28 protein-coding genes are annotated in these 23,671 nt (G+C 56.2%); 14 read left to right on the top strand and 14 right to left on the bottom strand.

All coding sequences use genetic code 11. From position 1 onward, the window contains the following. Window positions 1–59: 59 nt before the first annotated feature. From ACR0IO_RS17195 to ACR0IO_RS17180, 4 genes are all read left to right on the top strand, one after another. Window positions 60–545: a peroxiredoxin gene (locus tag ACR0IO_RS17195; protein WP_155146440.1), complete on the top strand. Its 486-nt coding sequence runs from the start codon at window positions 60–62 to the stop codon at window positions 543–545. A 102-nt stretch (window positions 546–647) separates the two neighbouring features. Beyond that, entirely contained in the window at window positions 648–893 is a 246-nt protein-coding gene (locus tag ACR0IO_RS17190; RefSeq protein ID WP_480742982.1) for a glycine zipper 2TM domain-containing protein, read from the top strand. Window positions 894–904: 11 nt separating this feature from the next. Beyond that, window positions 905–1,252, top strand: a complete 348-nt coding sequence (locus tag ACR0IO_RS17185) for an EF-hand domain-containing protein (protein ID WP_170336346.1) — start codon at window positions 905–907, stop codon at window positions 1,250–1,252. Window positions 1,253–1,323: 71 nt separating this feature from the next. Beyond that, window positions 1,324–1,629 (top strand): hypothetical protein, encoded by a 306-nt coding sequence (locus tag ACR0IO_RS17180; protein WP_480742979.1) that lies wholly within the window; start codon window positions 1,324–1,326, stop codon window positions 1,627–1,629. Here ACR0IO_RS17180 and ACR0IO_RS17175 read toward each other — a convergent pair. Genes ACR0IO_RS17175 through ACR0IO_RS17160 form a run of 4 tightly spaced genes read right to left on the bottom strand, consistent with a single transcriptional unit; the run spans window position 1,626 to window position 4,371 of the window. Further along, a complete protein-coding gene (locus tag ACR0IO_RS17175; RefSeq protein ID WP_155146448.1) occupies window positions 1,626–1,919 on the bottom strand; it encodes a 4a-hydroxytetrahydrobiopterin dehydratase in 294 nt (97 codons plus the stop codon). The genes ACR0IO_RS17180 and ACR0IO_RS17175 overlap by 4 nt on opposite strands. Next, complete coding sequence (locus ACR0IO_RS17170; protein ID WP_480742976.1) at window positions 1,916–3,103, bottom strand: GNAT family N-acetyltransferase; 1,188 nt, start codon at window positions 3,101–3,103, stop codon at window positions 1,916–1,918. Before ACR0IO_RS17170 ends, ACR0IO_RS17175 begins: the two co-directional genes overlap by 4 nt. 45 nt (window positions 3,104–3,148) lie before the next feature. Then, the gene (locus ACR0IO_RS17165) at window positions 3,149–3,919 is read right to left on the bottom strand and encodes a glycerophosphodiester phosphodiesterase family protein (RefSeq protein WP_480742973.1); all 771 of its coding nucleotides are present in this window, start codon (window positions 3,917–3,919) and stop codon (window positions 3,149–3,151) included. Next, window positions 3,916–4,371: a RidA family protein gene (locus tag ACR0IO_RS17160; protein WP_170336338.1), complete on the bottom strand. Its 456-nt coding sequence runs from the start codon at window positions 4,369–4,371 to the stop codon at window positions 3,916–3,918. Before ACR0IO_RS17160 ends, ACR0IO_RS17165 begins: the two co-directional genes overlap by 4 nt. 339 nt (window positions 4,372–4,710) lie before the next feature. Between ACR0IO_RS17160 and ACR0IO_RS17155 the strand changes: the two genes are divergently transcribed. Continuing rightward, the gene (locus ACR0IO_RS17155; protein ID WP_155146569.1) at window positions 4,711–5,481 is read left to right on the top strand and encodes an MlaA family lipoprotein; all 771 of its coding nucleotides are present in this window, start codon (window positions 4,711–4,713) and stop codon (window positions 5,479–5,481) included. Beyond that, on the top strand, window positions 5,471–6,085 hold the full coding sequence (locus ACR0IO_RS17150) for an MlaC/ttg2D family ABC transporter substrate-binding protein (protein ID WP_170336336.1): 615 nt from the start codon (window positions 5,471–5,473) through the stop codon (window positions 6,083–6,085). Before ACR0IO_RS17155 ends, ACR0IO_RS17150 begins: the two co-directional genes overlap by 11 nt. 109 nt (window positions 6,086–6,194) lie before the next feature. On the opposite strand, the gene ACR0IO_RS17145 is transcribed toward ACR0IO_RS17150, so the two are convergent. The 5 genes from ACR0IO_RS17145 to ACR0IO_RS17125 form a co-directional block, all read right to left on the bottom strand. Further along, window positions 6,195–6,914: a hypothetical protein gene (locus tag ACR0IO_RS17145; protein ID WP_480742968.1), complete on the bottom strand. Its 720-nt coding sequence runs from the start codon at window positions 6,912–6,914 to the stop codon at window positions 6,195–6,197. A gap of 187 nt (window positions 6,915–7,101) precedes the next feature. Continuing rightward, complete coding sequence (locus ACR0IO_RS17140; RefSeq protein ID WP_480742964.1) at window positions 7,102–8,199, bottom strand: ABC transporter ATP-binding protein; 1,098 nt, start codon at window positions 8,197–8,199, stop codon at window positions 7,102–7,104. A 3-nt stretch (window positions 8,200–8,202) separates the two neighbouring features. Beyond that, window positions 8,203–9,096, bottom strand: a complete 894-nt coding sequence (locus tag ACR0IO_RS17135) for a carbohydrate ABC transporter permease (RefSeq protein ID WP_480742961.1) — start codon at window positions 9,094–9,096, stop codon at window positions 8,203–8,205. Then, complete coding sequence (locus tag ACR0IO_RS17130) at window positions 9,089–9,961, bottom strand: carbohydrate ABC transporter permease (RefSeq protein WP_170336332.1); 873 nt, start codon at window positions 9,959–9,961, stop codon at window positions 9,089–9,091. The genes ACR0IO_RS17135 and ACR0IO_RS17130 overlap by 8 nt, the downstream gene beginning before the upstream one ends. A gap of 57 nt (window positions 9,962–10,018) precedes the next feature. Next, entirely contained in the window at window positions 10,019–11,263 is a 1,245-nt protein-coding gene (locus ACR0IO_RS17125) for an ABC transporter substrate-binding protein (RefSeq protein WP_480742958.1), read from the bottom strand. A 216-nt stretch (window positions 11,264–11,479) separates the two neighbouring features. Here ACR0IO_RS17125 and ACR0IO_RS17120 point away from each other — a divergent pair, with 216 nt between their 5' ends. Together ACR0IO_RS17120 and ACR0IO_RS17115 are read left to right on the top strand one after the other, a co-directional pair. After that, window positions 11,480–12,217: a response regulator transcription factor gene (locus ACR0IO_RS17120; protein WP_170336330.1), complete on the top strand. Its 738-nt coding sequence runs from the start codon at window positions 11,480–11,482 to the stop codon at window positions 12,215–12,217. Further along, window positions 12,214–13,656 (top strand): sensor histidine kinase, encoded by a 1,443-nt coding sequence (locus ACR0IO_RS17115; RefSeq protein WP_480742954.1) that lies wholly within the window; start codon window positions 12,214–12,216, stop codon window positions 13,654–13,656. The genes ACR0IO_RS17120 and ACR0IO_RS17115 overlap by 4 nt, the downstream gene beginning before the upstream one ends. Window positions 13,657–13,671: 15 nt before the next feature. Here ACR0IO_RS17115 and fliP read toward each other — a convergent pair whose 3' ends face one another. From fliP to fliF, 4 genes are read right to left on the bottom strand one after another with little or no spacing between them, the layout of a single operon-like run. Next, a complete protein-coding gene (gene fliP / locus ACR0IO_RS17110; protein ID WP_480742952.1) occupies window positions 13,672–14,406 on the bottom strand; it encodes a flagellar type III secretion system pore protein FliP in 735 nt (244 codons plus the stop codon). Beyond that, window positions 14,403–14,687, bottom strand: coding sequence for a FliM/FliN family flagellar motor switch protein (locus ACR0IO_RS17105; protein WP_480742947.1), 285 nt, complete (start codon window positions 14,685–14,687; stop codon window positions 14,403–14,405). The genes fliP and ACR0IO_RS17105 overlap by 4 nt, the downstream gene beginning before the upstream one ends. Then, window positions 14,680–15,276: a FliH/SctL family protein gene (locus ACR0IO_RS17100; protein WP_480742945.1), complete on the bottom strand. Its 597-nt coding sequence runs from the start codon at window positions 15,274–15,276 to the stop codon at window positions 14,680–14,682. Before ACR0IO_RS17100 ends, ACR0IO_RS17105 begins: the two co-directional genes overlap by 8 nt. Further along, window positions 15,276–16,874 carry a flagellar basal-body MS-ring/collar protein FliF gene (gene fliF / locus ACR0IO_RS17095; RefSeq protein WP_480742943.1) on the bottom strand — a complete coding sequence of 533 codons (1,599 nt, stop codon included), beginning with the start codon at window positions 16,872–16,874 and terminating at the stop codon, window positions 15,276–15,278. The genes ACR0IO_RS17100 and fliF overlap by 1 nt, the downstream gene beginning before the upstream one ends. 86 nt (window positions 16,875–16,960) lie before the next feature. Here fliF and ACR0IO_RS17090 point away from each other — a divergent pair, with 86 nt between their 5' ends. Genes ACR0IO_RS17090 through ACR0IO_RS17070 form a run of 5 tightly spaced genes read left to right on the top strand, consistent with a single transcriptional unit; the run spans window position 16,961 to window position 21,627 of the window. Beyond that, window positions 16,961–17,491, top strand: a complete 531-nt coding sequence (locus ACR0IO_RS17090; protein ID WP_480742941.1) for a flagellar basal body-associated FliL family protein — start codon at window positions 16,961–16,963, stop codon at window positions 17,489–17,491. 9 nt (window positions 17,492–17,500) lie between these two features. Then, window positions 17,501–17,989, top strand: coding sequence for a hypothetical protein (locus tag ACR0IO_RS17085; protein ID WP_480742939.1), 489 nt, complete (start codon window positions 17,501–17,503; stop codon window positions 17,987–17,989). Beyond that, a complete protein-coding gene (locus ACR0IO_RS17080; protein ID WP_480742936.1) occupies window positions 17,986–18,576 on the top strand; it encodes a MotE family protein in 591 nt (196 codons plus the stop codon). The genes ACR0IO_RS17085 and ACR0IO_RS17080 overlap by 4 nt, the downstream gene beginning before the upstream one ends. A 46-nt stretch (window positions 18,577–18,622) precedes the next feature. Continuing rightward, the gene (motA, locus tag ACR0IO_RS17075; protein WP_155146479.1) at window positions 18,623–19,492 is read left to right on the top strand and encodes a flagellar motor stator protein MotA; all 870 of its coding nucleotides are present in this window, start codon (window positions 18,623–18,625) and stop codon (window positions 19,490–19,492) included. Next, the gene (locus tag ACR0IO_RS17070; RefSeq protein ID WP_480742933.1) at window positions 19,489–21,627 is read left to right on the top strand and encodes a hypothetical protein; all 2,139 of its coding nucleotides are present in this window, start codon (window positions 19,489–19,491) and stop codon (window positions 21,625–21,627) included. Before motA ends, ACR0IO_RS17070 begins: the two co-directional genes overlap by 4 nt. Before the next feature lie 57 nt (window positions 21,628–21,684). Here ACR0IO_RS17070 and betB read toward each other — a convergent pair whose 3' ends face one another. Then, window positions 21,685–23,139: a betaine-aldehyde dehydrogenase gene (betB, locus tag ACR0IO_RS17065; protein WP_480742931.1), complete on the bottom strand. Its 1,455-nt coding sequence runs from the start codon at window positions 23,137–23,139 to the stop codon at window positions 21,685–21,687. A 194-nt stretch (window positions 23,140–23,333) separates the two neighbouring features. Between betB and ACR0IO_RS17060 the strand changes: the two genes are divergently transcribed. Further along, the gene (locus ACR0IO_RS17060) at window positions 23,334–23,663 is read left to right on the top strand and encodes a hypothetical protein (protein ID WP_480742927.1); all 330 of its coding nucleotides are present in this window, start codon (window positions 23,334–23,336) and stop codon (window positions 23,661–23,663) included. Window positions 23,664–23,671 lie beyond the last annotated feature (8 nt).

The raw sequence follows: 23,671 nt of genomic DNA, 5'->3' as shown, positions 1-23,671 counted from the left end.
TGCACCCCTATATTGCGCTTAGGACTGACTCTGCAAATCCAATCGACAGGAGTAATAAGATGATTTCAGCCGGTGATACTTTGCCAGATGCGACATTGACACAGATAGGTGCCGAAGGGCCTGAGGAGGTACGTATCTCCAGCAAGCTCAATGGGCGCAAGGTGGTGATCTTTGCCGTTCCGGGCGCATTTACGCCAACCTGTCATTCCGCGCATGTGCCCAGCTTCATGCGCACCAAAGATCAGTTCGACGCCAAGGGTGTGGACGAGATCATCTGCGTCTCGGTCAATGACCCGTTTGTCATGAAAGCCTGGGGCGAGGCAACCGGTGCAACCGACGCGGGCCTGACCATGCTTGCCGACGCAGCATCTGAATTCACGAAGGCCATCGGCATGGATTTCGATGCGCCGCCAGCCGGGCTGATAGCACGATCCAAACGGTATGCGATGCTGGTTGATGACGGCAAAGTTGTCGCGCTGAACCTTGAGGAAAATCCCGGAGCCTGTGAAATCTCGGCGGGGGAAGGGTTGCTGGAAGCAATCTGATTTCATTGGCCCCGGCAGCCCCGGGGCCAACCAATCGTATTTAACTTGGCCTGCAACGCCCCGATGTGCAAATACTTGAGCATACAACTGGGGAGTTCATTGATGAAACTTAAATTAATCACTCTTGCCTTGGGCACTGCCGGTGCATTGGCCGCTTGCGGCCCTGCCCCAACCCCGCAACAGCAGGCGGCACGACAGCACGAGATTGCCTGCCTCGGCGGTACGCTGGGTGGTGCCTTGATCGGCGGCGTGATCGGCAACCAATTTGGGGGCGGTTCGGGCAAAACCATTCTGACCGCGGCAGGTGCCGCTGCAGGTGGGTACGAAGGTCAGAGATACTCATGCTGAGGAGAGCCGGAATGAAACGTGGAATTTTCGTAATTGCGGCTGTGATGATGGCCAGTGCAGCTTCAGCCGAAAGCGTCGCTGAACTGAATGAAAAGGAATTGAACGCGATCGACTCGAACAATGACGGCTTTCTGTCAAAGGACGAGTTCAACGCCTTTTCCGATTATGCCTTTCAGGAAATGGATGAAGACAAGAACGGCACGCTGGGGCTGGACGAAGCCAAGCCGTTTCTTGACATCAAGCAATTTCAAAAGGTCGACCGGGACGAGGATAACGCTATATCCCGAGCCGAGTACGATACGCAGATGAACGAAGACTTTATCAATGCCGATCAGGACGGAAACGGCCTGCTGGACTGAACATCAGCGGATTAGATTAACGCTCTGCCCCGGAATGTACCGGGCAGAGCATCGCAAAACAGGAGCGTGCAATGAACAAATGGGTTTATCTGGGCGTTCTGAGCCTGCTTGCCGCATGTGATGTTCCGCAAGCGCCCGTCGTAACCGGGGCAGACGGTCAGGCGCGTATTCAGATCAATACCAACGGTTTGACTTGCTACAACACCCGGTGCCTGGATATCAATCCGGCCGCACGCAGTGTTCGATCAGTTGGTAATCGGACGACAAGGATCCCGGGCAATATTGATGTCAGCAGCGGAACCGTCACACCTGCTGAATTCGAGCAGATGGGTGTCGCCGCCTCTCTGGCAGGTGGTGTGGGATCGGGTAATCGTTAACAGAGGCTGTCCATCTTGCGCGCCAGCTTGGCATCCAGCGAGGACAGACCACCCACGTCATGTGTAGACAACACAACTTCGACCGTACGATAGACATTCGACCATTCGGGGTGGTGGTTCCACTTTTCCGCGAAAATCGCCACCTGTGTCATCCAGCCGAAGGCATGGACGAAATCTTCGAAAATGAAGGTCTTGGTGATGGCGTCCCGGTCTTCAACCATGGTCCAGCCGTTTTTGAATAGCGGATCCAGCAGCGGGCCGCGGGTCTCGGTCGACAAAAGTTCCGTCATTGCTGTTCCTCCGGGTTCGACTTTCTGAACGGGCCATAATCCGTCAGAATCTCGATCTCTTCTCCCACTGCACGGCCCTCGGCATCAAGATATTTCGACACCGCGTCGGCAAAACCCGGATCACCGATCCAATGCAGGCTATGCGTACGCACAGGAAGATATCCACGCGCAAGCTTGTGCTCGCCCTGCGCACCGGCCTCGACCCGGGCCAGGCCATGGGCAATGGCAAAGTCGATCGCCCTATAGTAGCACAATTCGAAATGCAGACAGGGATGGTGTTCGGTGCAGCCCCAATAGCGGCCATAGAGCGTTTCGCGCCCGATGAAGTTCAGCGCACCGGCCACCGCATAGCCGTCGCGCTCCGCAAGCACTAAGGCCATGTCATCAGCCATGGTTTCATGCGCAATATCAAAGAACTGACGCGTCAGATAAGGTGACCCCCATTTGCGCGCGCCGGTATCCTGATAGAACTGCCAGAAGGTATCCCAATGTTCGGGTTGAATATCAGACCCGGTCAGGGTGCGGATTTCCCCACCAAAATCACACGCCTGTGCACGTTCTTTACGAATATTCTTGCGCTTGCGCGAAGACAGCGCGGCCAGAAAGCCATCGAAATCCGAATAGGTGTCGTTGAGCCAGTGAAACTGCTGTGAACTGCGGGTCAGCAGCCCCATTCCGGCCCCCGCGAGGGCCTCGGCCTCGGTACAGAATGTAGCGTGCAGCGAAGATACCCGGTTGTCAGCGGCCAGTTGGACGGCGCCCTGAACCAGAGCGGACATGCCGATCGCCTCATAGCCGGGGCGAACCAAAAAACGTCTGCCCGTGGCTGGTGTAAACGGAACAGCAATCTGCAATTTGGGATAATAGCGCCCGCCAGCGCTCTCGTAAGCATGCGCCCAGTTGTGGTCAAAGATGTATTCACCCTGACTGTGTGACTTGGCATAGAGCGGTGCCGCAGCGATCAGCAGACCGTCCAGATACGCCGTCAGATATTGCGGCTGCCACCCTGTTCCCCGACCAACCGATCCGCTTTCCTCAAGCGCCAGCAGGAATCGATGCGTGGTGAACGGGTCAAGCGGGCGACCACCATCAGCTGTTTCCGGGCAGGCACAACTATCCCAGTCCGCAGCAGAAATCTGCGAGAGCGATCCGAGAACCTGAACTTCAATTTGTGCCTGATCCATGTACCCTCCGCGCTTCACCATTATCTGTGACAGCGAAGGACAGGTTCAACCCGAACACGCGGCCAAATAGCCTTCGAAGGTCACATTGTCGGCAACCTTGCGCGCTTCCGTCTCTTGTTCAGCCGAGCGGACGGTCCAGCACAGGATGGGCACACCTTGCGCCTTTAGTTCGGCAACACGGGTCCGGTCAAGGTCATGCACTTCATGGCTGATGAAGCTTGCGCCAACACGGTCGAAATCTGGAATATCCCGCAATTGGTCGCAGATGTCCTCAGGCAGCAACCACTCCTTCGGGTCATAGGAACTGGTGACGATACCCCGGGGCACATGCGGTGCCAAACGCGCCAATTCAGCTACGCTGTTGGGATTGAATGACATCAACGCCAATGGACCATCATAGCCTTCAAGCGCACGGATCGCGTCTTGTTCCAACGGCCCGATGCCTTTGCCCATCGCCCCGTCTTGATCCTTGAATTCGATCAACAAGGGCACTTTGCCATCAATCAGTTCCAGCACGTCCTGCAACGACGGAATGCTTTCATCATCGGAATGCAGCAGCGTCACAGCCGCGGCCTCGTCCGATGAGATCTGCCGGATCGGTCCTGATTGTCCGGTCAAACGGGTCATATCGTAGTCGTGGAACACCATCGCTCGGCCATCCGAGGTGAGCTGCAGATCAATCTCGACCCCATACCCGGCATCCATCGCCGCTTGTACGGCTGCGAGACTGTTTTCCGGGCGTTTGTCCGCTTTGTCATGCAACGCCCGATGCGCGATCGGGCGTTGCATGAATTCTTTTGGCAGGCTCGGCGTCATTGGACTTCGAAGATACCTTCGATCTCAACCGCAACACCCAGAGGCAGAGATGCTGCGCTGACGGCAGAGCGTGAATGGCGGCCTGCATCGCCCAGCGCCTCGACGAGGAAATCGGAGGCACCGTTGATCACCTGCGGCTGCGCCGTGAAGTCAGCGGTCGAGTTCACGAATCCGGTCAGCTTGATCACGCGCACCAGCTTTTCGATGTCACCACCGCAAGCGGCTTTGACCTGAGCAAGCAGGTTTATCGCGCAGACTTTCGCCGCCGCTGCGCCCGCGTCGACATCCATGTCATCACCCAGTTTTCCGGTGATCAGATCGTCTGCCTTGGAAATCTGGCCAGATACGTAGACGATATTGCCCACACGAACAAAAGGCACATAGTTCGCTGCTGGCGCAGGTGCGTCCGGCAGGCTGACGCCGAGGCTTTCCAGTTTTGCTGCGATGCTCATTTGATGGTCCTCACCTTAAAATCGACTCGCGCGGACGCTAACCGGGAAGCCCGACTTGGGAAAGCCGGAAACGGCAATTTTACAAATGTACAAGATCTGGGCGTAACTTCTCTTATTCCGGAGTGTTGATCCTGTGTCACTTTACCTCGGTCGGGCATGCGGGTTAAACGCTAGTTGTTTCAATTAGAGTTTGAAACTTCTATGTGACAGCCACTTGAACCCTTGAAGTCCGACCGCAACAGTATTGATTGAAAGCCAGATCATTCACCTCTGGCACCTTGGAGTACAAATATCGTGTCGAGCAGACTCCGTTTGAAGCACCTTATCATTCTGTCCGTTATGACGGTGCTGAGCGCCTGTGCATCGCAACCTGCGGACCAGGCAGCCCGCGGCGAAGTGTTTGACCCGTACGAAAATGCCAATCGCGGAATTCATAAATTCAATCTGGGTGTCGACCGGTTCCTGTTCCGCCCTGCCTCAAAAGGCTATGTGAAGATCGTCCCCGACCCGATGGTGACAAGCTTCAACCATTTCGCTGAAAACATCTCGCTGCCCGGTCAGGCTGTGGATTACCTGCTGCAGGGCAACCCCAAGCAAATGGGTAATGCGCTGTTGCGGTTCGTCATCAACATGACTGTCGGTGGCATTGGCCTGTCCGATCCGGCCAGTGAGCTGAACCTGCCGCCCGTGGATACGGATTTCGGCGAAACCCTGCATGTCTGGGGTTTTGGCGAAGGTGCCTATGTTGAACTGCCGTTTTATGGCCCCTCAACTACCCGTGATGCCGTTGGAGTTGTAGTCAACCTGTTCTCGAATCCGATCAACTTTACCCCGACACGGCCAGCCGACAACCTGGGCGTCTATGCCGAAGTTGTCCGCCGGATGGGGGATCGTGGCCGATTCTCGGATACGGTAGACTCGATCCTGTATGAAAGCGCGGACAGCTATGCGCAGGCACGAACCATCTACCTGCAAAACCGTCGCTTTGAACTGGCAAGGGATGATGAGGACGCCTATCTGGGTCTGTATGATGACCCCTATGCCGAAACCGGGACCGACCCTGTCAGGGACCCCTACCTAGACCCCTACGAGGACCCCTATGCCGAGTAACCATTTGAACCGTCGTGGTTTTGTCGCCACTGGCCTTGCCGGTCTGGCGCTTACAGCCCTTCCCCTGCCCGCCTTTGCTCAGACCGAAGCAGAGGCTAAGGCGCTTGTCGTCAGCGTCGTGGATGACATCAATCGGGTAATTGCCTCGGGCAAATCCGAGAAGGCGATGATCCGAGATTTCGAAAAAATCTTCGTGCAATACGCAGATGTGCCGATCATGGCCCGCTATGTGCTGGGGGCTGATGCCCGTTCGGCCAGCCCGTCGCAGCTGAAGCAGTTCACCAATGCGTTTCAGGGTTATATCGCGAACAAATATGGCCGCCGGTTCCGCGAGTTCATCGGCGGTCAGGTCACTGTCCGAAATGCACGCAAGATCAAGGCGGGCTACGAGGTGCGCACCTCGGTCAAGCTTCAGGGCTCGTCTCCGTTTGAGGTGACCTTCCTTGTCTCGGACAAATCGGGGCGTGACAAATTCTTCAACATGTTCATCGAAGGCGTGAATATGCTGCTGACCGAGCGGACCGAGGTTGGCGCCATGCTGGATGCGCGCGGCGGCGACCTGAACCGTTTGATCAAAGACATGAAACAGAACAGGCTCAGCTGATAACTGCAAGCGCGGCTTGTACAATCGCAGTACTCGTTCGAAACACCATATGCTAGGAAAGCCCGCAAACGGCTTTCTTAGCCCAGCCTCTTGAAATCCGCCCTTCAAGCTAGCTACCTTCGCAAACTGCGACGAGATGTGAGCTGGCCCTCATCCTTTCAAAGGACTTTTGGTCGTATTTCCAAATGTAAGCGTCACCTTCCAAGAATTTGTAGATTCGGGGCGATTGCTCGCCAATAATCCAGGTCAGATCCAGATCTTCTATCTGCTGAATTCGACGCGAGCCGCTCAATTCCGACGCAAAATAAAACCTGATCGGTTGGCGGACAACACACTCAGCCTGCAAATCCATCCCGGTAAGAGTGCGTTTTAACTCCGCCGTCAAAACGAAATGAGCAAATGCGACGCCTATAGGGAAGCTCAGGACCAATAAACACACCAAATATGTCGCCGATCGCCTACTGGATATGATAGCAAATCCAAGTGCGACGAGACCTGCGTAGATCACGAAATCAAGACCACAATTGGTGAACCTGTTGTATCCTCCTGACAGCCCGCCAAAGGCGCATTCGAGTCCACTAAGTAACGAACCGAATACCAAGATCAAGGTTGCGATAAAAACGCCTAAAAACAAACGCTTTAACCTATCCACATAGACAAGCAGAAGAACCGCACAAAACAAGATGAGTGTCGAGCGCTGGCCAACCACAAGTGAGGGGTAGACCCAAGTGTTCCCTTTTGTCGCCAGTACCACGTAAATCAGCGGGAATGCGCAGCAGGCAATAACAAGGCAGAGCAGGAACTGGGGTACAGAGATGTACTTTGACATGCGCGTTTCCAAACACGGAATTGAAGTGTCCGGGAAAGCTAGATGCGCCATCGCGTAGTTTATGATCAGCTCATACGCAGTTTTGGTGCAGACGGCTGGTTTTAGAAACGCCTATCGATCAAGGCAATTTTGAAGGTACTTCGGAAGGCCGCAAGTCTTCGCGGCCAACCGAAGTATCATAACTGGGTCAATTCAACCGTTCACCAGTTTCCTTGGCAAAGTACGAAACCTTGCTCATGTCAAAGGCGAGGTTCAGCATCTGACCTGCCTGTGCACTGGTCTCGGCGTGCAGGCGCGCAGTCACCTGCTTGCCGCCAAGTTCAGAGACCACGTATGTGTCCGCCCCGGCCGGTTCGACCATATCAACAAGGCACTCTGCCTCCTGCACCCCGGCACCTGCCCGGAAGCCTGCTTCGGCAATGTCTTCGGGGCGCAGGCCCAGAATGACATCCTGAGGCAAATTCAGATCGCGCGAATCCGTCAGAGTGATTGGTAATCCGGAATCGCGTGCGATCGAGATATGCGTACCGGTCCCATTCCGCTCGGTTCTGGCCGGAATCAGGTTCATCGCAGGTGAGCCCATGAAATCCGCTACGAACAGGTTGGCCGGGTTGTTATAAATCTCGGCCGGGCTGCCGATCTGCTGCACGATGCCGCCTTTTAGCACCACGATCTTGGTGGCCAGCGTCATCGCCTCGATCTGGTCGTGGGTCACGTAGACGATAGAGGCATCCAGCGTCTGGTGCAGTTTCTTGATTTCGGTCCGCATCTCGACCCGCAGTTTGGCGTCAAGGTTTGACAGCGGTTCATCAAATAGGAATAGCTTGGGATCGCGCACCAGCGCTCGGCCCATCGCCACACGCTGCCGCTGTCCACCAGACAACTGGCTTGGGCGCCGGTTCAGCAACTGCTCGATTTGCAGCAGGGATGAGACCTCTTTGAGCTTGGCCTCCTGCGTTGCCGCATCCACGCCGCGCACCTTCATGCCAAAGGTGATATTCTTGGCGACCGACATCGTCGGGTACAAAGCGTATGACTGGAACACCATGGCGATGTCGCGGTCCTTGGGGCTGACATGGGTCATGTCCTTGCCGCCAATGGCCAGTGTCCCACCGGTGATCGGCTCAAGCCCGGCGATGCAGTTCAGCAGGGTGGATTTACCGCAACCCGAGGGGCCGACCAGCACCAGGAAATCGCCCGGTTCGATCGAGATGTTGATGTCTTTCAGAATCTCGGTCGCGCCGTAATTCTTGTAGAGATTGTTGATATCGAGGATGGGAGCCATGGGTTATCCCTTCACGGAACCAGCGGTCAGACCGCGGATGAAATACTTACCGGCAACGACATAGACGAGCAGCGTCGGCAGCCCCGCGATGATCGCGGCGGCCATGTCGACGTTGTATTCTTTGACGCCGGTGGTGGAGTTTACGATGTTGTTGAGCGCAACGGTCACGGGCTGCGTTCCCGCCTGACTGAAGGACACACCGAACAGGAAGTCATTCCAGATCTGTGTGAATTGCCATATTACGGTCACCACAATGATGGGCAGCGACAGCGGCAGGAAGATCGACCAGAAAATCCGCAGAAACCCGGCCCCATCAACGCGGGCGGCCTTGGTCAACTCGGCCGGAATAGTGACGTAGTAGTTGCGGAAGAACAGCGTAGTGAAACCAAGACCATAGATCACGTGGACGAAGATCAGGCCCGGAATGGTCCCGGCAATCCCCATGATCCCCAGCAGACGCGCCATCGGCAGCAGAACAACCTGAAACGGGATGAAGCAGCCAAACAGCATCAGCGAGAAGATGATGTTCGCCCCTTTGAACCGCCACTGCGCCACGACATAGCCGTTCAGCGCACCCAGCAGGGTTGAGATCGCCACCGCAGGAACTGCGATCAGGACAGAGTTCCAGAAATAGGGCCGCAGACCTTCGCACTGGATACCGGTACAGGCCCCGGACCACGCGGTTTTCCAGGCGTCCAGGCTGACCTCGCGGGGCAGTGACATCAGGCTTCCGGTGCGGATCTCCTCAAGGCTTTTCAGTGAGGTGGTCAACATCACAAAAAGCGGCATGAGGTAATAGAGCGCAAAGAGGCCTAGAAGGACATAGAGCAGCCAGCGCAGGACGATCTTGCCCGTGGCGCTTTGGGTGCGGGTTTGGGGCATCGACAGATCAGTCATTTTTCGCCCTCAGTTCTGAATAGAGATATGGAACCACGATGGCAAAGACGACCAGCATCATGATCATCGCGGACGAAGCTGCCTGACCGATATCGCCGCGCGAAAAGGCCATGGCGTACATGTAGGTTGCAGGCATGTCTGTGGCATAGCCCGGGCCGCCGCCGGTCAACGCGATGACAAGGTCAAAGCTTTTGATTGCAAGGTGCGCCAGCACGATGAAAGCAGACAGGAAAATGGGGGCCATTGAGGGGATGATGATCGCTGTGTAGATGCGCCATGTTGGGATACCATCGACCTGCGCGGCCTTGATGATTTCACCATCAACCGAGCGCAGCCCGGCAAGGAACAGCGCCATGACAAATCCCGAACTTTGCCAGATCGCAGCCAGAACAATGGTGTAGATGGCGTAGTCCGGGTTCACCAGCCAATCGAACTCGAAATTCGGAAATCCCCAGCCCTGCACCATCGCCTCGATCCCCAGACCCGGGTTGAGAATCCATTTCCATGCAGTGCCGGTTACGATCATCGACAGCGCCATAGGGTACAGATAGATCGTGCGAATGGCCCCTTCGACGCGGATCTTCTGATCCAGCAGGATGGCCAGCAACAGGCCCAGCACCATCGCGATTACGATGAACAACGCGCCAAAGATATACAGGTTGTTGATCGCCGTATCCCAACGGGGCGAGTCGAACAGGCGTTCATACTGGATGAATCCCTTGATCTCGTATTTCGGCAGTAGTTTCGATCGGGTCAGCGACACCCACGCGGTCCATCCGATAAATCCGTAGACAAAGATCAATACGGCGATGAACGACGGTGCCAGCACCACCTTGGGCAGGTGGTTTTCCAGCCATTCGGACATTTTTTCCTCCGGGGAAAGATGCTCTGCCCCTCAGTATAGGGGGCAGAGCGTATTGGATCAGTAGCTGTTTGCCACTGCGTCCGCCAATTGCTGAACCGCGTCAGCCGAGGACATATCCGAGTTGAAATGCGCGGTCACAACGTCGGTGATCGCACCAGCCTGCGCACCGCGCAGTGCCATACCATGCGCGTAGGACGGCAGCAGCGAACCGCCTGCCGAGGTCGAGCCCATGTCTTCGGCCGAGATTTGCGCGCAGATGTCGAACGCATCCAGTGCAACGTCGGTCCTGGCCGGGATCGAGCCTTTGTTCAGGTTGAACACTTCCTGAAAGTTTGGCGCAACGATCAGCTTGGCCAGCAGTTCCTGACCGGCGCGCTTGTCGTCACCTTCCACGTCAAACATGGCAAAGCTGTCGACGTTGTACAGGTAGCCGTCGCCGGGGGTCGAGGCGCACAGGAAGTCTTCGCCGGGCTTTTTGCCAGCCGCAAGGAATTCACCCTTGGCCCAGTCACCCATGATCTGGAAGGCTGCTTCGCCATTCATCACCATGGCAGTGGCTAGGTTCCAGTCACGGCCTGAGAAGTTCTCGTCCACGTAACCACGCAGGGTGCGCATCTGGTCAAAAACCTGAACCATCGTGTCCGAGGTCAGCGCCTCTGGGTCCAGATCGACAAAAGCCTTCTGATAGAATTCAGGTCCGCCAAGACCCAGCGCAACGGCTTCGAACACGGTCGCGTCCTGCCATGCCTGTCCACCATGGGCCAGCGGGATCACACCGGCAGCCTGCAGCTTCTCAGCTGCGGCGTTGAATTCTTCCCATGTGGTGGGCATTTCGATACCGTTTGCAGCCAGCACGTCGGCGTTTGCCCAGATCCAGTCGATGCGGTGGACGTTTACAGGTGCGGCGCACCATGTGCCTTCGCACATCATGTGACCGGCAATCGATGCAGGCAGTACGGCCGCCCAACCTTCAGCCTCAGCCACGTTCGAGATGTCAGCCAGAACGCCTTCTTCGTACCATTCCTGAATGGCAGGACCTTTCAACTGAACGGCGGTTGGTGCGTTGCCGGCCAGAACGCGGGCACGCAGCGCGGTCATTGCCGCGTCACCACCACCACCCGCAACGGGCATATCGGTCCAGGTTCCGCCATTCGAGGCAAACTCTTCCTGCAGAACGGCGACCGACTTGGCCTCGCCACCTGATGTCCACCAGTGCAGAACTTCGGCCTGCGGCTCGGCAATAACCGAGGTGCCTGCCACCACGGCCAGAGTCGAAACTGCAGACAGTGCAAAACGTTTCATTTGGTATCCTCCCAGAAACTTCAGTGCCGCCGATCCGGCAGCGATGCGCGATATTACGGGTTGTCGGATACGGTCTGGCAACGCGTATTCTGGGGCAAGACCCAAAGAAGGTGGAAATATTCACCCCTTTTGTTACAGCGTGTTACGTTGGCCTTGAATCTGTTGCCGTTCGTTACAATTGACGGCAACGGTTGAGGGGGAACCGGGGAGGATAAGGTGACCATTCCGCGTCTATTGGTGGTGGATGACGACCCGGACATGCGGTCGATGATGACCCAGTTCTTTCAAAAAAACGGTTTCATCGCGCTGCCCGCCGCGACTGAAAAAGATGTGCTGACCCATTTGCGCGCGGGCCGGATCGATCTGATCCTGCTGGACGTCATGCTGGGTGACGAAAACGGGGTAGAGATCTGCGCCCGCCTGCGCAACGAACAAGATGTGCCGATTATCTTCGTGTCAGCGCTGTCTGCAGACCATCAGCGTATGGCAGGCTACGAAGTGGGCGCCGATGACTATATAGCCAAACCCTTCAACCCCCAGCTTTTGCTGGCACGGGTCCGGGCGGTGATGCAGCGCGCAAGACGGACACCATCGCTGGCCTATCGTCGGCGCACCAAAACATTCCGCTTTGACGGCTGGGTTTTCGACGGCAAGCGGGATGAGGTACATTCACCTGATGGCTATCTCGTATCCCTGTCCCAGCGTGAGACCGCACTGCTCAAGGTGCTGCTGGCAAATCCGCATATCCCTCTGAAGCGTGATGAAATCGCGGCAGCACTCGACGTTACCGGTAGCGATGACAAGCCCGAGGCTCAGGGTCGCGCGATCGATATGCTGGTGGGTCGTCTGCGATCCAAGATTGAAACCAACCCCAAAGAACCCAGAATGCTGCGCACCGAACGCGGTGTGGGTTACATCTTTTCCGCCGAGGTGACCGTGGAAGAAGATGCATGACCCTGCCACTGCGCCGCCTTGGCTGGATCTGGACACTGGCCGCATTTGCTGCGGGCCTTTTGTCCGGAGGGCTTTGGTTTACCTCGGCGCAGTCCTGGGATCGGTATCTTACGCAGTCCTTTGTGGCCGGTTTTGCCGTGTACGAAGAATTGCGAACCGGAATGGCTTCGCCACAGGATGTTTCGATTGCGCCATTATCGCCGGACGCCGCGGCCTTGGCCGAAGACGGCAAATTTGAACAAATTCCGGGCTTTTCGGGCCGCCGTTTCGTAACCAACCTGTCGATATTGACCGACAGTTCTTCACCGCTCAGCGGGCGCGAACTGACGCTAGCGGTGATGTCGGACCGGCTGGTCTATCCGGTCTCTGATATTGTTTCAGGCAGCGATCAGACAGGGCCACAAAAGATGGGGAACCTGACCCGGTTGCTGGCGACCTATTGCAGTGAGCCGATCCTGATCGCCAGATTCGGTCGGGGTGACTGGCAGACTGTCGATGGAACTGCTGTCTGGGGTTGCGAGGCGGCACCAACCGATCTGCGACTGCCCGCCATATTGATTGCTGTAATCGCGCTTGCCGTCATCCTGACGTCAGTGGGCAACGTGACCGACACCTTTGCCCGGTTCGCTCAGGCACTACGGGATCGCAGACGCAGGGGCGGTCCGGACAGCTATGACGCGGACGGCCCCGAGGAGTTGCGCGAAATCGTTTCCGCCGTGAATGACCATCTGGACGATGAACGTGCCCAGCTTGAGAAACGTGCGATTGTCTTGTCGGGTGTCAGCCACGATCTCGGCACACCCGCCACCCGGGTACGTCTGCGTGCGGCGTTGATCCCGGATGATGAGTTGCGCGAAAAGCTTGAGGCCGATGTGGATCAGATGACCGGCATGATTGAAAGCGTCCTGACCTATACCCGGTCAGAACTTAGCATCGAAGACCCACGCCAGATTTCATTGACCGCTTTGGTCGAATCTCTGGTCGCCGACTATCAGGATATGGACCTTCCGGTTTCGCTGAAACAAGTTGCACCTGTGGTGGTAGAGGGCGCCCAATCAGTCTTTGCATCCCGGCGCGGGCAGGGATCGCTGCCTGAAACCCGGCGCATTCTGGTCACGGGCCGGCCGATCTCCCTCAAACGCGCACTCAGCAACCTTATCGACAATGCGTTGAAATATGGCCGCCATGCCGAAGTTGCATTGGAAACCGATGCGCAGACCGCGACAATCGTCGTCGAAGACAAGGGGACCGATCTGTCTGTCGAGGATGTCGAGGCCCTGATGGCGCCGTTCCAACGCGGCTCTAACACAGGCTCTTCGGATGGGTTTGGACTGGGCCTGACGATTGCTGCCACCGTAGCCGAACAACATGGCGGGACGCTCAGCTTTGAGGCAGGAGATCAGGGTCTACAGGCACGGCTTCGAATTACGCGCCAATAGATCGTCCCCTCAGCGCTATGGCACGTAGCTGCGCACCAGCGCTCCGGCGATCAGGGCCCAACCGTCAGCTATGACAAAGAAAGCCAGTTTGAACGGAAGAGACACCGTTGCAGGCGGCACCATCATCATGCCCATCGACATAAGCACCGCTGCAACCACGAGATCTATGATCAGAAACGGTAGAAAAATCAGGAAACCAATTTGAAAGGCGCGCGCAATCTCGGACAGCATAAAGGATGGCATCAGCACCGAAATTGGCGCTTCGGGTGACAGCTGCATCGCCTCACCACCCGGGCGCAGCGCTGCCATCGAATAAAAAGTGTCGGCATCCAATCGGGCGGCCATGAATTCACGAAACGGAACCAGCGCCCGTTCCAAAGCAGGCTCTACATCAAGCGATTCTTCGACCATTGGACGAATGCCCGTGTCCCAAGCTTCGGTAAAGACCGGCTCCATTATGAAATAGGTCAGGAACAAAGCGAGGCTGACAATCAGCATGTTAGGTGGTGATTGCTGCAGGCCAATACCCTGTCTCAGAATGGCGAGAACCGTGATAAGAAAAGGAAAGCAGGTGATCATGATTGCCAGACCCGGCGCCAGGCTGAGCACCGTGATCAACAGGATCAACTGTATTGTTCTGGCCGAGATCGAACCGCCATCACCCAATGACAGGGACAGTTCTTGCGCAGCAGCAAATGAAGGCATCAACAGAAGGCCTGCGAGACCCAGCCAGAACAATTGGCGCATCATCCAATACCGTTCTGCAGGTCAGATATCTCAGTTAAGCGTACGGCGAGCCGGCCCGACTGGTCTCCCTCAAGCTCCTCCAACAATCCGCGCGCGACCAGTTGATCGCCAACATATAAATCCACCGGATCTTCTATGCGTTTATCCAGCGTGAGCACGGCATTCTCGCCCATGCTCAGCAGATCGCGGATCAGAGGACGGGCACGGCCAACGGACACGGTGACTTCGATCGGCACAGCTTCGAACGGGTTCTTTTCAGTTTTTGGTGTCTGAGGATCACTCATTTGACAAAGCCTCTTTTGCTTCATGGAGATATGCATCGAACGCCTGCGCGATGGTGGACAGCAACGCACTATTATCGACCGCGCGCCGTGCCGTACCAACCTGCAGCCGCGCCTGCCCCGGCTGCAACGAAGGGTCTTCGATCACTTGCGGGGATGGAGAAAGCGCGTCAGGCACCAGTTTCTGCACCGCTTCTGATGAACCTTCAGGCACCACAAGCTGCATGGGTTGGCCAATCTGATCCTGTGCCATTTGGCATAGCTGTTCGACGATCTGTGTTGCAAAGCTTCGATCGACCATTTCTGGCAAAACCATACTTATTAGACTCTGAAACATCGGCTCCAGAGACAACGCCATTCGTGTCATTGCCTCGTGATAAGTAAAGGACACATCCTCGAGTGATCTTGCCAGCTCATCCGTGAGGCGCCCGCTCTGCTGTTCCTGCGCCTTTATCGCGTCTTCCCATCCGGCACCGTAGCCGTTTTCAAAAGCAGCCAGACGCTGTTCTTCCAGCGCATCTTCATCCAGCAGATGAACTGCGGCACCGTCGGACTGGGCCGTGAAATCTTCAAGGAGATGAGCGATGGACATCACACCTTCTCCTCGCTTTCCTCGAGCCAGCTGCGCAGGATCTCAACCGTTTCTTCCTGCTTGTCACCGATCATCGCACGCAGGCGATCCACGGCATCCTCGCCTTTGGCTGACGGCAGTGCGGGTACGCCTGCCTCTGCTTGCGCCTGACCCGGCAACGGAGCGAATTCTGATGATTCATCTGCTGCAATCTCACCCGTCAGATAGGGCGCGGCCTCTCCATCGGGTGCGCCGCCAGCAGGTAGCAATGCAGGTACGACAGCTTGCTTGGATAGTATCGGACGGATCACAAACAGTGCCAGAACCAACGTGACCAGTGCCAGAACCGCCATTTGAATCAAGGACATGACGTCGAGGTGAACTCGGCTCAAAAGTGAAGATGACGCCAATGTGCCCTGTGGTTCAACTGCCGGAAGGTCGAGGGATTTGAGTGTGATCACATCACCCCTTTCGGCATCGAAACCAACGGCAGAGGCAACGAGCTCACCCAAGGCATCCAGTTCAACCTGCGGCATCGGAACGAAGGTCTCGACACCTGCGGCATCAACGGTTCGTTCCCCATTGACCAATACCGCTACGGTTAACCGCTTGATCGCACCCGGGGCACGATGCACTTCGAGCTCGGTTTCGGAGATTTCATAATTCACCCGTTCGCGCGTTTGGGTGGCGTTCGAATTCGATTCATCCCCCCCGGCTCCATCGCCATCCGGCAAATTCGACGCAACGGTGACATCAGAGGATTGGTTGCGGGCGCTGTCCGACCTTTCCTCAACATCTGTACTGATCGCTACGCGACCTTTTGGATCAATGCGTCGTTCGCGTATGGATTCGGTTTCGGTCACAGTATCTACACTGACTTCGACAACCGCATTCCCGGCGCCAACACGCGCTTCGACCAGGCGCATCACCCTTTCTCGCAGCTGGCGCGCCTTGTCATCGGCAGTATCGGCGGCAACTGCGGTCTCTTGAGGTCCGATCACCGTGCCATTCGAGTCGATCACCGAGACGTTTTCCGGGGCCAAACCGCTAACTGCCGAAGAAACCAGAAACCGGATTGCCTTGGCCTGATCGCCCGTGATCTGGCCACCTGAAGGCACCAAATAGACCGACGCTGTTGGCGACACGCTGCGCTGAAACGGATTGGCTGATCCGTTCGCAATGTGAACGCGCGCCTGGCTGACATAGGAACTGCCCACGATAGTGCGCGCCAGTTCTCCTTCTTTAGCGCGCCAGTAGGCAGCGTCGAACATCTGCGACGTCGTACCAAATCCGCTGAGGGAATCGAGCAGTTCGTAGCCACGATTTCCGTTGGCGGGCAGGCCCTCGCTCGCCAGCGTCATACGCAATTCGTCACGCTGCGCGCCGGGCACATAGATTGAGCCGCCTCTGATTTCGTAAGTAACCCCGCGCTGATCAAGCGCACGTACGATATCGCCAGCGGCGCCGCTTTCGAGCCCGGCGTATAGCAGTGTCATCGACGGCGCGGTCACCAGACGCGACATGCCGAGGATACCAAGAAACACCAGCGCTACGGCGCCAGCGACGATAATTTGTTTGCGCCTGTCCAAACTTGCCCAGACAGTTCCGATCTGCTGCACGCTCACCTCCGACTCGCCGACATTCTGTGCGGCTCTGCCTCTGTTTGGACGATTGCCCTTAACAATCGGTTAGTCCCTGCGGGGTTATGACAGTTGCCGAACAGATCGATGAGGACGTCATGACTGACGCAGCTATGGATGAGGCGGAAGCCTCCGAAAAATCAGGGAAAAAAGGGCTTATCGCAGGCGTTCTCCTGGCCTTGACCGGGGCTGCGGGCGGATACTTCCTGACCACGTCGGGTGTATTGCCAATTGGCGGGAAAGCAGATGCTCAGGCGGTCGATGAGAATACCGATGGCACGCCTGCAAAGGCCTTACCTGCTGTCGGTTTCGTCGATCTTCCACCGGTGATTGTCTCGGTAAATACCGGTGATTCCCGTCATCTGAAATTCCACGCTCAGCTGGAGGTGAATGCCAAGTACATCGCCGACGTGGAAAAGATGCAGCCCCGAATCATGGATGTGCTGAACGGGTATCTTCGCGCGCTCGAGGTCTCGGATCTTGAGGATTCGCTGGCACTGATCCGCATCCGCGGACATCTGCTGCGGCGCATTGCAATCGTCACCGGCAAAGGTCGCGTGCGCGATGTTTTGGTTATGGAATTCGTACTGAACTAGGAGACGAAGTTGGAACTTATCGCGGACATTCTGCTGGTAGCAGGCGCGCTTGGGGCGGGTCTGTACTGCTTTGTTCTGGCCCGGCGCCTGAAACGATTTACTGATCTGGAAAAGGGCGTGGGCGGAGCTGTATCGGTTCTGTCAGCGCAGGCTGAGGAGCTGAAAAATTCGCTCGAATCGGCCCGACACGCATCGGACCAGTCCGGTCTGACACTGCAGGATCTGACGCAGAGGGCGGAATCCGTTGCCCAGCGCCTGGAACTGATGATGGCATCGATGCACGATGTGATTCCTGAAGACTCCATAGATGAAAATACGCCCTCGGCTGAGGCTGAACCGGCAGAAGAGTCGGAAGAAGAATCTTCTGAAACAGAGACTAACATTGGATATTTCAGAGAAAATCAGGAGCCTGAGACCCCTGCTAAAGAGGCCACAAAGCCTCCCGAAGGGCTGATGTTCTTTCGCCACGCACCGCAACTGGACGAGGCCAGCAGATGAGGCTGAACAGAAAGGGCGCAACAGGCCGTCAGCGCAGCGGCGTTCTGACATTGATATCAGCCCTGATGATCGGATCCGCCGTTATTCGGTTGAGCCTGGAGGCCGGACCCGCACTGGCGCGTGGCGATCAGCCGGAGTTGGTATCACAGCCTCAATCCAAACAATCGGGGTTTGAAGAACAGGAACTACAAGTCGTGCTGACCGAATTGCTGCGGCGTGAAGAGGCAATCGAGAGGCGTGAAAAGATCGTGCAGGATCGCGAGAAGGCTTTGGAAATAGCTGATCTGGCCATTGCGGGCCGGTTGATCACGCTACGCGAGGCGGAAGATGCGCTTCGCGCAACTGTTGCAGTCGCCGATAACGCCGCCGAGGCAGACCTGACCCGACTTACTGATGTCTATCAGAACATGAAGCCGAAAGACGCCGCGGCGTTGTTTGAGACAATGGATCCGATTTTCGCGGCCGGTTTCCTGTCTCGTATGCCGCCCGATACAGCCGCTGGTGTCATGGCCGGTCTAAACCCCGAGGCCGCCTATACCATCAGTGTTGTAATGGCCGGGCGCAACGCGCTGGCTCCACAGGAGTGACGCCTGTGTCTTCCAAACCCTCAGTTCGCGCCGTTGGAGATCGTATATGCTTGGGATCGTAGGTATTGTCGTCATTTTCGTGATGGTGTTCGGCGGATATCTGGCTGCTGGCGGCAAAATGGCCATCATCATGAAGTCGCTTCCTTTTGAAATGATGATGATTGGAGGCGCCGCAGTCGGCGCATTCATGATCAGCAATGATTTTGGCGGGGTTAAGCACACCGCCAAGGATATCGGAAAAGTGTTCAAGGGGCCGAAATGGAAACCGGAAGACTACCGAGATCTGTTGTGCCTATTGTTTTCACTGATCCGCATCGCACGGGCAAATCCCGTCGAGTTAGAGCAACATATCGAAGATCCCGAGAGCTCTTCTCTGTTTTCCACATACCCAAAAATTCAGGCCGATCGCGAAGCTGTTGACCTGATCTGCGACACGATGCGCTCAGCCTCGATGAATTATGATGATCCGCATCAAGTTGAGGAGGTTTTGGAAAAGCGGATGGAGGCAAACTTCCATCACGCGATGCACTCCAGCCATGCGCTGCAGACCGTGGCAGACGGCCTGCCAGCGTTGGGTATCGTTGCTGCTGTTCTTGGTGTGATCAAGACGATGGGATCAATCGACCAGCCCCCGGAAGTTCTGGGCAAGCTGATCGGTGGTGCTCTTGTCGGCACATTTTTGGGTGTATTCCTGGCCTACGGGCTGGTGGGTCCGTTCGCGGGAAAGGTGAAGGCCGTCGTTGAAGAGGACAACCACTTTTACCAACTGATCAAAGAGGTTCTGGTAGCCAACCTGCATAACCACAACACCGCAATGTGTATCGAAGTTGGACGCCAGAATACTCCGACGCATAACCGACCCGGATTTACCGAGCTCGAAGATGCGCTGAAAGAACTGAAACAGGCGGCAGCATGATCAGGAAATGCGTCCTCTCGTTTATCCTGGTCTTTGCCGCAACATGTGCAAATGCACAGGAAGTCCGAGTGCGTTCGGGTGAGCATGACGGCTTTACGAGGCTGGTCCTTCAGATACCGCCCAAGACAAGCTGGACGCTGACTCACGAAAAAGATGGTGCCCGGATAGATGTTGAGCTTGATAGCGTCACATGCAACACCAACTCGGTGTTTTCACGGCTGTCCGAAAACCGCTTGAAATCGCTGTCGCAAGAGGAACCGGGTACAGCTCTTAAAATGGAGTTTGGGTGTGCCTGCGCCGCATCGGCCTTTTTGTTCAGGGATAACATGATCGTTGTTGATATCGCGCCCGGTGAGCCCTCACCGTCCGTGACCCAAGACCTCCCTCCGCTGGTTTTGCTGCCTGATCTGCAGTTAGCCGATGAATCAGAGATCGAAGAAACACCTGACCCCGTGCCATCGCTGCACTTGAATAGCCGTGCGTTAGAGGATCAACTGATGTCGCGAATGCTACAGGGAGCTGATCGTGAGATTGTCGATCTGCAGCTTTCCGATATTGGTCCAAGGCAGTCGGAAATAGTCGCGCCAGGCAATATTCTGGAAGACTTGCCAGCGAACGTAATGGTCTCATCTGTTCTGGATGAGCTTCGCGGGCTCGAAGGGCTGTCTTTGCCTCAGATTGAAACGCAGCCCACCTGTATCTCTGATAAAGATCTGGGGTTAGCTTCGTGGTCTGATGGACGCCCGTTTCCGGAACAGGTTGCAGAGCTGCGGACCGGTTTATTTCTGGAGTTTGATCGCATCGATGCAGAACGGGTCGAGAAGCTGGCCCAGCTTTACGCCTATCATGGCTATGGGGCTGAAGCGGTTCAAACGCTCGAGCTACTTGCGGACGCCCCTTCAAACAGCGCGTGGATCATTGCGATTTCCAATTTGCTAGACGGTCGACCCCAGTCAGAGCCGAACCCGTTTCAAAGCCTCCAGAGATGCGAAGGTGACGCTGCTTTGTGGGCGCTGTTAACCGAGGGGGATTTGCATCCCCATGCGCAGCTTTCTTCGATCGAACAATCCTTTGCGAGGCTGCCGGACCATCTGAGGCGTTCGTTGGGGCCCGAGCTATCCGAGATTCTGGTCAACGCCGAGGAATTGGAAGCAGCTCGCCGTGTCTTACGTTCAGTCGATCGTATCGATGCGGACTCGCAGCCAAAGGTTAACTTGGCCAAAGCAGACGTTGCAGAAGCTGCCGGTGACAAAGCTGAAAGCGAGGCATTGCTGTCCGAAGTCATTCAGGCCTCAGAGTCGGATTTGGAAACACCATTGGCTCTGGCGCGTTTGGTGGAAAAGCGCTGGTCGGATCGTGGTGCCATAACCTCTGAAGAACTTGAACTGGTGGCTGGATTTGCGATCCAGCTCAGAAGATCCGAAATAGGCTCTGTTATGGCGCAAAGCCATGCAGTCGCTCTTGGTTTGAATCAGGAGTTTGGCCCCGCCATGGAACTGATCCGGTCACATCCGGAAGACAAAGATTGGGCTGGGGCTACAAACCGCGTGCTGCATTTGTTGTCCGAACGCGCGGATGACGTGACATTCCTGCGCTACGCTCTGAACCTTCGTTCGGTGTCGGGTGACACGTTGGAAACCGAAACAGCAATAGCGCTGTCAGAGCGTCTCGCAGAGCTTGGTTTTGCCTCTCAGGCTTATGCGCTTGCGAACCGGCAACAGGATCGGATCAAACAGAAAGACAGAGCCAGACTTCGCGCCCGCGCCGCATTGTTGCAGGGGCAACCCCATCGAGCATTACTGGAGATTGCAGAGGATGACTCTGATGAGGCGCAGCTCCTGCGCGCCCGGGCCCTAGCAGACACGGCAGACCTATCTACTGCAGCTTCGCTGCTTCGCGCGACTGGTGAGAATGATGAAGCGGACCGTCTGTTCTGGCTCGCAGGACAGGCAGATGATATCAAAGGTACATCTTCGAGCAAATTTGGAACGTTGAGTGAACTGGATCAGGCCCTGGCCCAGCCGGTTTCGCGTTCACCGGACACTCCACTCTCTGATGCGAAAACTCTGCTGGCAGACAGTGAATTGGCCCGTGAGCGGATAGAGGAGTTACTCACGATCGCGGCCGCTCAGTAATGAACAAGGAACACAGCTGGCCGGAACAGGTGTCTTTCCGGCCAGTCTTCAACTCAATCAGTAAGGCGCTTCCACGTCATTCATCGAAACATAGACAGTTTTCATTTCACTGAAATGGTTGATCGCCAGTTTCGAGTTTTCACGACCCACGCCCGACATTTTCGACCCACCAAATGGCGCTTCGACCGGGGCAAGGTTGTAGGTGTTGATGTAGCAGGTTCCCGCCTCGAAACCGGCCACGATGCGGTGCGCACGCGTCACATCATTGGTGAACACACCGGCCGCCAATCCAAACTCGGTGTCATTGGCCCTGGCCAGGACCTCTTCTTCGGTTTCGAAATCAAGCACTGACATCACGGGGCCAAAGATCTCTTCGCGGGCGATGGCCATATCGTCGGTGACGTCTGCAAACACAGTTGGTTGCATATAAAAGCCATCGCCTTCGATGCGTTCGCCACCGTAAACAAGGCGCGCGCCCTCTGACTTGCCCTTTTCGACATAACCCAAAGCGATGTTCATCTGATTTTCGCTGACCATCGGACCGAAATTGACGTCCTCATCCAACGGATCGCCGATTTTCGCTGTCGCCAGACGCTCTGACAGGCGCTTCAGGAAGGCTTCCTTGATCCCTTTCTGAACAAACACGCGCGTACCGTTCGAGCAAACCTGCCCAGAAGAATAGAAATTGCCCAGGATCGCGCCCGAAACAGCGTTTTCGATGTCAGCGTCGTCGAACACGATCATCGGGGATTTGCCGCCCAGTTCCATGGTGACATGCTTCATGCCGTCTGCTGCAGCCGCATAGACCTTGCGGCCAGTCGGGACAGATCCAGTAAGCGAGACCTTCGCAACGCGCACATCAGTCACCAGCGAAGCACCGACATCGCCGTAACCCTGAATAACGTTATAGACACCTTTGGGAGCGCCAGCTTCGATCAGGATCTCGGCAACCTGCAATGCAGACAATGGCGTAGTCTCAGACGGCTTGAACACCATTGTGTTTCCACAAGCCAGGGCCGGGGCACCTTTCCAGCAGGCGATCTGGGTCGGATAGTTCCACGCGCCGATCCCGACGCAGACGCCCAGCGCCTCACGGATTGTGTAGACGAAGTCTCCGCCACCCAGCGGGATGTGCTCACCGGTTAACGAAGCGGCCATTCCGCCAAAATACTCCAACGCATCCGCACCGGAGGTAGCATCCGCCACCAGCGTCTCTTGCAGGGGTTTGCCGGTATCATGGGTTTCGATAATGGAAAGCTCGCGGTTGCGTTCGCGCATGATATCAGCGGCCCGGCGCAGGACACGGCCGCGCTCGGTTCCGGACATCGCAGCCCATTCAGCCTGTGCTGCTTTTGCACTGTTTAGAGCCTGATCCACGATTGCGGGTGTCGCAGAGTGCAGCCTCGCAATCACCTCGCCCGTTGCGGGATAGACTACATCGATGGGTGCGCCGCTGGTGTCCTCAACGTATTCGCCGTTGATGAAATGGCTGGCCTTGGGCTGAAACTTCATGCCGCGTCCTTTTCTTTGCAAACGCGCCCGATCCATTGGGGCGACAGTAACAGTTGAATTCGCAGGTAATGGTTATTGATTGGCCAGTCAATAAAACACTGCGACCGGCGAGAACTTGCCTGTAAAACAGGCCCCCCTCTTGAAATGAATGGTTAATGTTCCATTTATGTTCTACATAGTCAGAGGATAAACCGATGGCCCAAGCAACACGCAAATTGGCCCCGAACGGGCCTACTAACGACTACCATCTTCTTCCGGTCACCGACCGCCAGATGCGTTATGCCCGCGCCATCGCAGAACAGACGGCCTTGGAGATACCGGTTGAAGCGCAGCGTGACCGCAGATCAATGTCGGATTGGATTTCGGCAAACAAGCCTCATGACCCTTCACCGTTTGCGAGCTATCCAACCGGCAAACAAGTTGCGTTTGCTGAACGCATCTCGCGCTCGAAACGTCGGCCGATTCCGTCGGAGTGTTTTCGAGACAAGCAGCTGATGTCGCAGTGGATTGACCGCAACAAATAGGTTTCTTG

This window comes from Ruegeria sp. CE12, assembly GCF_056537525.1.
This window is presented reverse-complemented; position numbering and strand designations above follow the sequence as displayed.